Annotated in this window: 11 protein-coding genes and 2 tRNA genes; 2 read left to right on the top strand and 11 right to left on the bottom strand. The window is 58.6% G+C overall.

Translation table 11 applies throughout. The annotated features are described in order from the left end of the window. Positions 1-124 precede the first annotated feature (124 nt). On the top strand, positions 125-502 hold the full coding sequence (gene hisI / locus GS_RS07640) for a phosphoribosyl-AMP cyclohydrolase (RefSeq protein ID WP_010942178.1): 378 nt from the start codon (positions 125-127) through the stop codon (positions 500-502). After that, positions 499-1,374, top strand: coding sequence for an ATP phosphoribosyltransferase (gene hisG / locus GS_RS07635; protein WP_010942177.1), 876 nt, complete (start codon positions 499-501; stop codon positions 1,372-1,374). The genes hisI and hisG overlap by 4 nt, the downstream gene beginning before the upstream one ends. A gap of 86 nt (positions 1,375-1,460) precedes the next feature. On the opposite strand, the gene GS_RS07630 is transcribed toward hisG, so the two are convergent. The 11 genes from GS_RS07630 to GS_RS07580 all read right to left on the bottom strand — a co-directional run bounded on the left by GS_RS07630 (position 1,461) and on the right by GS_RS07580 (position 10,760). Next, a complete protein-coding gene (locus tag GS_RS07630; protein ID WP_235045002.1) occupies positions 1,461-4,049 on the bottom strand; it encodes a hybrid sensor histidine kinase/response regulator in 2,589 nt (862 codons plus the stop codon). A 12-nt stretch (positions 4,050-4,061) separates the two neighbouring features. Beyond that, positions 4,062-4,958, bottom strand: coding sequence for a transporter substrate-binding domain-containing protein (locus tag GS_RS07625; protein ID WP_010942175.1), 897 nt, complete (start codon positions 4,956-4,958; stop codon positions 4,062-4,064). Between the two features lie 247 nt (positions 4,959-5,205). Beyond that, positions 5,206-6,495, bottom strand: coding sequence for a serine dehydratase subunit alpha family protein (locus tag GS_RS07620; RefSeq protein ID WP_010942174.1), 1,290 nt, complete (start codon positions 6,493-6,495; stop codon positions 5,206-5,208). A 261-nt stretch (positions 6,496-6,756) separates the two neighbouring features. Further along, a tRNA-Arg gene (locus tag GS_RS07615) sits at positions 6,757-6,833 on the bottom strand. Between the two features lie 59 nt (positions 6,834-6,892). Beyond that, positions 6,893-7,408 carry an adenine phosphoribosyltransferase gene (locus GS_RS07610; protein WP_010942173.1) on the bottom strand — a complete coding sequence of 172 codons (516 nt, stop codon included), beginning with the start codon at positions 7,406-7,408 and terminating at the stop codon, positions 6,893-6,895. A 34-nt stretch (positions 7,409-7,442) separates the two neighbouring features. After that, positions 7,443-8,429, bottom strand: a complete 987-nt coding sequence (locus tag GS_RS07605; protein ID WP_010942172.1) for a sigma-70 family RNA polymerase sigma factor — start codon at positions 8,427-8,429, stop codon at positions 7,443-7,445. Between the two features lie 32 nt (positions 8,430-8,461). Next, the gene (locus GS_RS07600; RefSeq protein ID WP_010942171.1) at positions 8,462-9,112 is read right to left on the bottom strand and encodes a protein-L-isoaspartate(D-aspartate) O-methyltransferase; all 651 of its coding nucleotides are present in this window, start codon (positions 9,110-9,112) and stop codon (positions 8,462-8,464) included. 27 nt (positions 9,113-9,139) lie between these two features. Next, positions 9,140-9,928, bottom strand: a complete 789-nt coding sequence (gene surE / locus GS_RS07595; RefSeq protein WP_010942170.1) for a 5'/3'-nucleotidase SurE — start codon at positions 9,926-9,928, stop codon at positions 9,140-9,142. Positions 9,929-10,028: 100 nt separating this feature from the next. Further along, a tRNA-Pro gene (locus tag GS_RS07590) sits at positions 10,029-10,105 on the bottom strand. An 8-nt stretch (positions 10,106-10,113) separates the two neighbouring features. Continuing rightward, on the bottom strand, positions 10,114-10,464 hold the full coding sequence (locus GS_RS07585; protein ID WP_010942169.1) for a MerR family transcriptional regulator: 351 nt from the start codon (positions 10,462-10,464) through the stop codon (positions 10,114-10,116). Positions 10,465-10,484: 20 nt separating this feature from the next. Next, on the bottom strand, positions 10,485-10,760 hold the full coding sequence (locus tag GS_RS07580) for an integration host factor subunit alpha (RefSeq protein WP_010942168.1): 276 nt from the start codon (positions 10,758-10,760) through the stop codon (positions 10,485-10,487). Positions 10,761-10,770 lie beyond the last annotated feature (10 nt).

Raw genomic sequence — 10,770 nt, 5'->3', positions numbered from 1 at the left:
CGAATGGTGATCGGCTGCAGAAAAATGAGCCTGGTATTACTGAAAGAGACCGTCGGCACGACTGCAGGCAGTGTTCAACTGCTGAAATCTGGTTCATTCCCGCAAAGGAGGAGAGACACCCGGCATGATAACGATCGATTTCCAGAAGATGGGAGGGCTCATCCCGGCCATTATCCAGGACCACGCCACCAACGAGGTTCTCATGGTGGCCTTCATGGATGAAAAAACCCTCAACCTCACCCTTGAGAGCGGCAAGACCTGGTTCTTCAGCCGCAGCCGCAACAAGTACTGGATGAAGGGCGAGGAGTCGGGCAACACCCAGGAGGTGGTCGAGGTGCTCACCGACTGTGATGCCGACGCCGTGGTCATCAAGGTGAAGCAGAACGGTCCGGCAGCCTGCCACACGGGCAACCGGAGCTGCTTCTACGTCCGATGGGAGGACGGCCAGTGGGTCGAGCACTCCGAGCCCCTGTTCGATCCGGCGGAGGTGTACAAGAAATGAGCGGCCTTCTCAATTTCGGCGTGCCCAAGGGCAGCCTCGAAAACGCAACGGTCGAGCTGTTCCGCAAGGCCGGCTGGCAGATCAGCATCTCCTCCCGCAGCTACTTCCCCGGCGTTGACGACGACGAGATGAACTGCAAGCTCATCCGGCCCCAGGAAATGGGGAAATACGTTGAGCGCGGCACCATCGACGCTGGCATTGCCGGCCGCGACTGGGTGAGGGAAAACGAGTCGGACGTGGTGGAAGTCTGCGAGATGGTCTACTCCAAGGTCTCCCGCCGGCCCGCCCGCTGGGTCCTGGTGGTTACCAGGGACTCCGCCGTGCAGAAGCCGGAGGACCTCCACGGGGCCACCATCTCCACCGAACTGGTGGGCTTCACCAAGCGGTACTTTGCCGAGCGCAACATCCCGGTAACCGTTGAATTCTCCTGGGGCGCCACCGAGGCAAAGGTGGTTGACGGCCTCTGCGACGCCATCGTGGAAGTGACCGAAACGGGGTCTACCATCAAGGCCAACGGCCTGCGGATCGTCTGCGACCTGATGGAGTCGGTGCCGGTTCTGATCGCCAACAAGGCCGCCTGGGCCGATCCGTGGAAGCGCGAGAAGATCGAGACCATCGCCACCCTCCTCAAATCGGCCCTTGCCGCCGAGGGAATGGTGGGCCTCAAGATGAACGCCCCCAATGACCAGCTGGAGGCAATCACCCGCGTGCTGCCGAGCCTCAAGAACCCTACCGTGTCCCACCTCTTCAACTCGGACTGGGTCTCCATCGAGAGCATCCTCCCGGAAAAGGAGGTCCGGCGCATCGTTCCCGAGCTGATCAAGCTCGGCGCCGAGGGGATCGTGGAGTATCCGCTGAACAAGATCATCTAACGCCGGGAAACCGGCTGTTGCACACAAAAGGGCCTGCCCCGTCCGGGTGCAGGCCCTTTGTGTTCGAGCTCTGCCGATGACTTACGTCACGGGCCGCCGGCAAGAACCAGCCTGAGCTTTTCCGAAAGTTCAGCCACCTTGAACGGCTTGGTGATCAGCTCATCGAAACCGTATTCCCTGTAATTGGCCATGACTGAGTCATTGGAGTAGCCGGTCGAGACGATCGCCTTCACCTGCGGGTTTATCTGCCGAAGGATCGCGATGGCCTCCTTCCCCCCCATCCGGCCGGGAATCGTCAGGTCCATGATCAGCACGTCGAACGGGCACCCCTTGGCCAAGGACTCTTTGTACCGGTCGATGGCCTCTTCGCCCCCCTGGGCGAACTCCACCTCGCAGCCGGCGCTTCTGAGCATGTTGCCGATCACATCCCTCACCTCCTCTTCATCATCCATGACCAGGATCCTGCCGCAGGCCGGAGCCACCGCCTCGCGCCTGACCTGCTTCTGCCGCAGTTCTTTTGATGAAGCGGGAAGAAAGATATGGAAGGTCGTGCCGCGCCCCTCTGCAGACTCCACGGTAATCGTACCGCCGTGCTGTGTCACGATGGAAAAGCTGGACGCCAGGCCGAGACCGCTGCCCTGCGCTTTGGTCGTAAAGTAGGGATCGAAGACCTTGCCGAGATTCTCCTCGGGGATGCCGACGCCCTGATCGATGATAGAAACCTTTACGTACCTGCCTGCCTGAAGGGGAAGCGCCTCCTCCGGCCCGATGACGACGTTCTCGCAGTGCGTCTGGATGACGCCACCGGCGGGCATTGCCTGATTGGCATTGATGAAAAGATTGTGCAGGACCTGGCTGATCTGGCCCGCGTCGATGTCGACCGGCCAGAGGTCGGAAGAAATCGAGAACTCGCAGCGAACGCTGGACCCCCTCATGGCAAATTCGGCAGACTCCCTGATGACGGTAGTGATGGAGGACGCGGTTTTGACGGGGGCTCCTCCCTTGGCAAAGGTGAGCAACTGCCGGGTGAGATCCTGGGCGCGGAATGAGGCCTTTTCACTTTTTGCCAGATACTCTTTCACCTTGTCGGGGGAGTCGAGCTGTGTGAGCGCCAGGGAGATATTGCCCATGATGACGGTCAGAAGATTATTGAAATCATGGGCGATGCCGCCGGCCAGTACGCCGAGGGATTCCAGCTTGGCCGCCTTCAGCAGCTCCTTTTCCATGATCGTGCGCTCGGTGACGTCTTGCCCGGTGGCGAGAACCCCCACCTGGCGGGCATCGGTATCCAGGAGCCTTTTCACGTGCCATTCGATTTCCCGCTTGCGGCCGTCCCTGGTGATGATCGGGCAGATACGCCCCGTCATGCCGGTGCCTTGCAGTATCATCCGGTACAGTGAGTCCGGATGGTCCCTGAGTTCTTCAGGGAGCAACACGGACACGTCCTTGCCGCGCACCTCTTCCAGGTGGTATCCGGAAATCTCCTCCAGATAGGAATTGAAGCGCTCGACCCGTCCGTCGGTATCAAGCACCAGCATGATAACCTGGGCGGTCTCGAACAGGCTTTCCACAAAATCCCGCTCCTTCTGCAAAAAGGCCTCAGCGAGCTGACGTTCACGAATTTCAGCTGCAAGTTCGCGGTTTTTAGCATCCACTGCCTGCTCGCGGAGCCGGGTTTCCTCCAGGTGTGCCTGTAACAGTGCATTGTTGGTGGTGAGCCGGAGCAGGAACGCGATCCCCCCCACGATGAACAACGCCAGGCCGATGGTTGTATAGAGGAGCTGCTTCGGTGAGCGGAAATCGTACTGCTCCGACGGCGGGACAATGGCCATCAGCGAAAAGGGGGTGTCCCTGACCGGTGCGAGAATGGCGTAAATCGTCTTTCCCCGGAACTCTTGTCCCTTCAGTGGGAAGGAATACGGCCGGCCCGGCTCCATGCCGGCCGGCGGGGTCGGGATGCCGGCGGAGAGAAGATGTCCCACTGGCGGGGGGACATGAATGTATGTCCCATGGTAGATGATTACATCCGATACGCGGGAAAACTCCTTTTCCGGCTCAAAGAAATAGGTGTAGATCCGGGAAAAGGGAATCCATCCCATGACCTGGCCCACATACCGTTCCTTGAAAAACGAGGGAACCGATATGATGATCCAGTTTGTCTCGGCATCGCTGACGTAATAGATGGCCGACTTCTGTCCTCGGGGTGATGTGGCGGACAGCCGGCTTACCTCCTGCTGCCACCGGTAATCCGGTGACCGGCTGTCGTTCAGCAGCCTGCCGTTCGCGTCGAGAAAAACGATGCGCTTGTACAGGGGATGATCGCCGAGCCTTTTCACCCGGCGAACCTTGTCGAAACGCTCGGTTATCAGCAGGCTGCTGGCGCGAAGGCCATACTCCATGGACATGCCGAGGGCCTTGTTTTCAAAATAGGCTGACAGCTCCCGGCATTGGGCAAGGTCGCCCATGTAGTCCAACTGCTCGGAAAAAAAGTAGCCCACTGCTGTCGCCCGGCGCTCGCAATCGGAGCCCGCCTCCTGCAATGCCGCCTGTTGGCGGGCGATCTGCGAGTTGTACTGGACGACAACCAGATAGACAATGACCACGACCAATCCCAGCCCGATCAGGGCCGCGGCTGCTTTGCTCAGGATTCTCAGGGGAGTGTTAAATGTCGCCATCACGCCGCTTCGTCACTGTCTCTTTTTGAAGAACTCGGGGAAAAAGGCAAAGGCCGTCGGATAGTATTTCCGCACGATCCGTTCGTATGTTCCATCCTTCTGTGACTGGAGCAGGAATCTGTTGAACGCCTCTCTCAGGTGGACAGACTCCTTGGGAAAGGCAACGGCCATTTCCTGCCGCGGCGAGATGGGGCCGATGATCTTCAGTTTTCCGGGCCACTTCTCAAGGGCGATGAGGGCATCAGGGACGTCGAGGATCGTTGCCTCCGCCTCGCCCTTGATGACCGCGGGAGCAAGCTCGTTAAGCTTGCCGGTGAAGCATGTTACGTTGGCTCCGGTCTCCGAAAGGTTGTAAAGGTCGGGGTCGAGGCAGGTCTTTTTCAGGGCGAGCACCTTCCGATTCTTCAGCAGGGCCCTCGTCTGCTCGATGTCGCGGGTGATCCGGTTGGTCGGCTTGATCGGCTTCAGGGATGAGTCGGCCCGTGCCACCAGCCAGATTTGACTGGGGAACGTGGGACGGGAGAAATCAACCACCTTCTTCCGCCACGGCAGGATCGTAAACCCGTTGGCGACCAGGTCCCCTCTCATCGGGGACTCGCCCAGGATCTCCACCGAATCTCCTACGGCTTTCACCTTGTTCCCGGTGAGATCGGCGATTACCGTATCCCAGTCCGTCTCCACGTACTGGTAGCGCACGCCCAGGTACCCGGCGAAATTGCGCATCAGTTCCACGTCCATCCCGTCCCCGTCCCCGGAAACAAAATGCGCGTACGGAATGCCGAGATGCCGCAGAACACCTCTCGCCTTGATATCCTGCAGGTCGACAGCCGCCGCATGGCTGGCGAAGAACAGGATGAACGCCCAAACCCCCCCGAGACATACATAACAAATTCGACGTTTACCTGACATGTCCATAGACCACCTTCACCGACAGTGCATCCGTGTGGAGAGTCTCGTTAGCATTAACAAATAATATGCAATCACAGACAACAATTGCAAGGACAACTCAACACAACCACAACACGGCGACATCAAATGCAATACAAACGACCATCAGGTACCCCCTGTGAATCCTTTAGAGCCGGTGATCCGCAGGTTCAGTTGGTTGATGTAAATCAGATGGACACATGTCTGCTGCTCGTCATCCGAATCCCTTTCAAGGTTCGGTCGAGCGCTTCTGGAGCATGATGCACAGCATGGTATCGTCCACAAGCGCCATGCCTTTATCCGCGATGCGGCTCAGATTGTGTATGGTTTCCTCGGCGCTCTTTCCGACAAACCCTTCTTCTTCGGAAATTCCATGCCCGTTCAGGGCCATGTATGCCGCACGGATTGCAGCATCAGTCGAGCTGACAACCTTCAGGGCGCAGCCCCCCTTGGCACCGTCGCACAGCATGCCACCGATATCGCTGATGATGGTATTGACCGCCAGATCGATCTTGTGCATATCCGGTCCGGCCTGCTGATAGACGATCGCCACGGCGGCGCCTACCCCGGCGGCGATGGCGCAGCCGCAGATGGGCGCCAGGTCGCCGGTATGGCACTTGATATAGGCATTGACCAGATGGGAAAGGGCTATGCTGCGCAGGATGGTCTCTTCAGGCACATGAAAGAACATGCCGACATTGTAGGGGACGAGAATGGCGACAATGCCCTGATTGCCGCTGCCGCCACTCGACATCACGGGGTATGGCAGCCCGGCCATGCGCGCATCCGACGCGGAGGCGGTAAGGATCTTGCTGGACGAAACGACATCGGCAAGCAGAAACCCCTTGCGCACCAGTTCCTCGACATAATGGCCGACCTTGGTCAGTTGCTTACCCTCTTCGGCGATGCGCAGATTCATCTCAACGCCGCGCTTGAGATAGACAAGATCCCCTTGATCGAGATCATCAAGCAAGCCGATCATTTCGGAAAACGTCATCTGCCGCAGCACGGCCCGATAGGCATGGCTGTCGACAGCCGAAACCGGCTCATCCGCATTCAGCAGAATCCTGCCGTCGCATTCGAGCCGGACAATGTTGGTATGTCCCCCCTCCAGAACGGCCCGGGCCGTGCGCCCTCCCCCGGTGACCACAACATCGATGTACAGATCGGTCCGCTCCTTGACCAGGGCAACGGTAGCCCGGCCCGAGGAGACCAGAAGTTCGGCCTGCGCCAAAAGTCGCTCGTCAGCGCCGGAGAGTATCTCCATCTTCAACTCGGGCCGGGCAATGAGGGCACCGAGCGCCGCGGCGATGACGTTTCCCTTCAGCCCCCCCGTCTTGGGGACAGTCACCGCGAAGCCATTCTTGAACACCCCGGGGTCAACCGAAGCGGTAACCGTCTCAACTTCGGCCCCGAGCCGTTCCGCCGCCAGACTTGCGGCATAGGCGACGGCAATCGGCTCGGTACAGCCGAGAGCGGGAAATACCTCGCTTTTTATCACATCATGATAGATGCTCATCAGTGGTCCCCTGTCGATGAAAGTCTGAAAACGGCAGGCTCGGCCTGCCGGCACAGGCCATGGGCAGTTGGTGGCCGGTCACGCCCACGTGCGTGCGGCATGCGGAAACGTCGCCGGCCCTGAAACGTGTTTCCCGCATGACTTAGTGTTGTAACCTAGAAACCTGTCGGGAATAAAGAAGAAATATCAGCGTACGGCATGAGGATAAAGGCGGTAAAAACAAATGGCCGATTTTATTGTAAAATCGGCCATCATTGTGTATGGCGTCCCCGAGACGATTCGAACGTCCGACCCCTTCCTTAGGAGGGAAGTGCTCTATCCTGCTGAGCTACGGGGACAAAAGAGAATTTTTTATAGCCTATCCGGGGCGCATTTTCAAGCCCTTTCCCCGGTGGTGCTAGAAGGTGAGAAGCGAGTAAACCTTTCCTTCGGGCAACCTCTTTCTGCCCCCGAGGAATTCGAGCTCGGCCATAAAACAGCACTCGACAATCTCTCCCCCCAGCGCCTCGACCATGTCGACCACCGCCGCCATGGTACCGCCGGTGGCGAGGATGTCGTCGGCGATGATCACCCGCTCTCCCTTGGCAATGGCGTCGGTATGGATCTCCAGCGTGTCGGAGCCGTATTCGAGCTGATAGGTTTTGCTATAGGTTTCTGAGGGGAGTTTGCCCGGCTTGCGCACCAGGACCACGCCGGCACCCAGCTTGTAAGCCAGGGCGGCGCCGATGACGAATCCGCGGGCTTCCACCACAACAACCTTGCTGATCTTCTTCCCTACATAGCGATGCGCGATCAGGTCAACCATACGCTGGAACGACGGGGCGTCCGCCAGTAGCGTGGTAATGTCCTTGAAGATGATCCCCTTTTTGGGGAAATCGGGTACGTCGCGGATTATGTTTTTCAGCTCATCCATGCTTCTTCCCCCTCCGTGATGGCATCAAGCCGGCTCAATCGATGGCGTTGCCATCGCTTTCCTCAATATACTTTCTCAATTTTTCCAGAGACTTGGCCTCGATCTGCCGGATACGCTCACGGGTGACGCCGAAGCTGCGACCGATGGTGTCGAGGGTCTGGGGCTCCTTGTCCTCCAGGCCAAAGCGGAGCGTGAGGATCGTCTGCTCGTTCTCAGACAGGGACGCAAACCACTTGGACACGATTTCGTATTTGTTGAGATCCTCAAGCAGCACGGCCGGCGAGACGGTGGACGTATCCTCAATGGTGTCGATAAGAAAATAATCGCTGTTCTCCCCCATGGGGCGCTCGATGGAGTAGGTCTTTTTGAGGAGGACCATCAGCCGCCGGACGTAGGCGGAATTCACCTTCATCTCGGTGGCGACTTCTTTCACGCTCGGCTCGCGGTTGAGTCTCTGCACCAGTTCACGCGTGATCTTAAGCATCTTGTTAATGTCGTCGGAGACATGGACCGGCAGTCTGATCGTCCGCGACTGATTCACGAGGGCGCGCTCGATGGATTGGCGGATCCACCAGGTGGCGTAGGTGGAGAAACGGCACTCCTTCGAGAGCTTGAAGCGCTCCACCGCCTTGATGAGCCCCATGTTGCCCTCCTCGATCAGATCGAGAAAAGGGAGCCCCCGATTGATGTACCGCTTGGCAATCTTGACCACGAGCCGCAGATTCGACTCGATCATCTTATCCCGGGCAGCCTTGTCACCCTTGGCGATACGGCCGGCCAGCTCTTTTTCCTCATCGGCGGTCAGCAGCCGCGTCCGCTGAATCTCGCGCAAATAGAGCTTGATTGCATCGTCGAAGTGCTCCTGCTCTATGTTCTTGCCGACCTCAGCGGGCTCCTCGGGCTCTTCCTCTTCCTCGGCCGCCTCCAGCTCAAAGGTCGTCGGCTCGGGCTCAATGAAGTCCTCGCCGGGCTCATCCGGAGCATCCAGCTCTTTCTCATCCAGTTCGTTCATGTCGCTCATGGAGATCTCCGTCGCAAAGCGCCCGGCGGCGCTTAGTCATCGCTGCTCCAACCGAATTTGCCCACCAGTTTGACGAACCTGCATCCCGTGATGTTCTCCCGCTCGACCGAACCGTCCTCCTGCTTGACCACCCTGACGAGCACCTGTTCGAACTGGGTCCCCACCGGGATGACAAGCCTCCCGCCGGGCTTGAGCTGGTCGATGTACTGTTGCGGGATATCCGGGGCTCCGGCGGTCACAATGATGGCGTCGAAGGGAGCCTCGTCTTCCCAGCCAACCGTGCCGTCGGACATCTTGATATTGACATTGAGTAGGCCCAGGCTGTCGAGGGCCTTGCGCGCCCGCAACGCAAGCGGACGAATGCGCTCCACCGTGTAGACCCGGTCGGCCATGACTGCCAGGATAGCGGCCTGGTACCCTGAGCCGGTACCGATTTCCAGAACCTTTTCCTTCCCTTTCAACTCCAGGAGTTCGGTCATCAGGGCGACCATGTAAGGCTGGGAGATGGTCTGTTTTTCGCCGATGGGCAGCGGTGTGTCGCTGTAGGCCTGGGCGGCCATGGCCTCTTCTACAAAGACGTGGCGGGGCACTTTCAGCATCGCCTCGATCACCCGCCGGTCCGAGACGCCTCGCGCGATGATCTGGGATTCGACCATCCGTTTGCGTGCAATTTCAAAGTTCATAACATGCCCCTGTTGGTGGAAACGCGACTATAGCAGAGCTCCCGACGGCTGTCCAGCCTCCGGGCGGCATGCCGAAAGGTCCCACGACTGCAAAATCGAGAGCGATGCGTAATTCGTCAGATCCAGGTGAAGCGGGGTAACCGAGATCCTGCCGCGCTTGACGGCGTGAAAGTCGGTTCCCTCGATATCGCGAAAGACCGGCTCGTTGCCGCCGATCCAGTAGTAGTTCCTGCCGCGCGGATCTACCTTGGTAACGATGTCACCACCGTAATCACGCTTTCCCTGCGAAGTTATAACCGGACCACCAAGCTCTTCGGCAGGCAGGTCGGGGACATTGACATTCAGGAACGTATCCCGGGGGAGGCCCCGGTCGAGCACTTCCCTTGCCAGCTGTGCTGCAAAGGCAGCCGCCGCGCGGTAGTTGCTCCCATGTCCGTTTGTTGCAAGAGAAACGGCAATGGCGGGAATTCCCATGAGGGTCGCCTCCAAGGCTGCGGAGACGGTCCCGGAGTACGTAATGTCGTCGCCCAGGTTCCCGCCGCGATTGACGCCGGACACCACGATATCGGGCGCTTCGGCCAGAAGGGTGTGAATTCCGAGATTTACGCAGTCGGTGGGGGTTCCATCAACGGCAAAGATACCTGCCATGATCTCCGTAACCCTGAGTGGGTGATGGAGCGTAAGGGCATGGCCCACCGCGCTTCGCTCACGGTCGGGAGCTACCACGGTAACTGTGCCCACGAGTCTGAGGGCCTCGGCCAGAGCCACAATTCCCGGGGCGTGAACACCATCATCATTGGTAACGAGAATATTCATGGCGCCTCCTTGCCTCCGGATGCATGCCGGCGGGACCTTCGCTTCCGGCGGACGATACGCAAAAGGGGGTTACGAAATATATCTCGTAACCCCCTGTAAATGGTCGGGGCGACTGGATTCGAACCAGCGACCACCAGACCCCCAGTCTGGTGCGCTACCAGGCTGCGCTACGCCCCGAATACGTGCTATTGCAGTTGTTTTTTCAGCAATTCCAACTCATGCTTGACCGAGAGAAGGATCTCTTTAAGGGCTTGATCCTGCCCCGGGGGTTCTCCTGCTAGCCTCTGCCCCTTCCCCGTAGCCAAACGCTTTCGTGCACCGTCAATGGTCAGCTTTTCACCATAGAGCAGTCGCTTAATCTCCAGCAGTAGCTCAATATCCTTCCGCGAGTAGAGTCTCTGGCCCGTCCTGCTTTTGGGAGGCCGCAACTCCTTGAACTCGGCTTCCCAGAAACGGAGAACCGACGGCTTGAGAGAGGTAATCCGGGATACTTCGCCGATGCGGTAGTACTGCTTGTCCGGGGTCTCCTCCGCCACCATGCCTCCGGCGAAGCGTCCTAGGTGTTAATCGAGGACTTGAGAACCTGGCTCGGCTTAAAGGTAAGGATTTTACGGGCAGAGATAATGATCTCGTCACCGGTTTGCGGATTGCGGCCACGACGATCGGCCTTATCCTTGACCACGAAATTGCCGAAGCCGGCGATCTTGATCTTTTCCCCACGCTCAAGGGTTTCCTTGATCAGACCGAACACGCGTTCGACCAGTTCAGCGGACTCTTTCTTGGAGAAACCAATCTTCTCGTATATCTGCTCGACAATATCGGCCTTCGTCATATACTCCCTC

The organism is Geobacter sulfurreducens PCA, from assembly GCF_000007985.2.
GTDB classification, from domain to species: domain Bacteria; phylum Desulfobacterota; class Desulfuromonadia; order Geobacterales; family Geobacteraceae; genus Geobacter; species Geobacter sulfurreducens.
Note: the sequence above shows the minus strand (reverse complement) of the source record. Positions and strands in the feature narration are given on the sequence as shown.

Excerpts from the sequence above, each read along its gene's own strand:
- GS_RS07580 (WP_010942168.1), bottom strand. The coding sequence starts at position 10,760 with ATGACGAAGGCCGATATTGTCGAGCAGATATACGAGAAGATTGGTTTC.
- GS_RS07605 (WP_010942172.1), bottom strand. The coding sequence starts at position 8,429 with ATGAGCGACATGAACGAACTGGATGAGAAAGAGCTGGATGCTCCGGAT.
- hisG (WP_010942177.1), top strand. The coding sequence starts at position 499 with ATGAGCGGCCTTCTCAATTTCGGCGTGCCCAAGGGCAGCCTCGAAAAC.
- GS_RS07630 (WP_235045002.1), bottom strand. The coding sequence starts at position 4,049 with ATGGCGACATTTAACACTCCCCTGAGAATCCTGAGCAAAGCAGCCGCG.
- GS_RS07600 (WP_010942171.1), bottom strand. The coding sequence starts at position 9,112 with ATGAACTTTGAAATTGCACGCAAACGGATGGTCGAATCCCAGATCATC.
- surE (WP_010942170.1), bottom strand. The coding sequence starts at position 9,928 with ATGAATATTCTCGTTACCAATGATGATGGTGTTCACGCCCCGGGAATT.
- GS_RS07610 (WP_010942173.1), bottom strand. The coding sequence starts at position 7,408 with ATGGATGAGCTGAAAAACATAATCCGCGACGTACCCGATTTCCCCAAA.
- hisI (WP_010942178.1), top strand. The coding sequence starts at position 125 with ATGATAACGATCGATTTCCAGAAGATGGGAGGGCTCATCCCGGCCATT.
- GS_RS07620 (WP_010942174.1), bottom strand. The coding sequence starts at position 6,495 with ATGAGCATCTATCATGATGTGATAAAAAGCGAGGTATTTCCCGCTCTC.
- GS_RS07625 (WP_010942175.1), bottom strand. The coding sequence starts at position 4,958 with ATGTCAGGTAAACGTCGAATTTGTTATGTATGTCTCGGGGGGGTTTGG.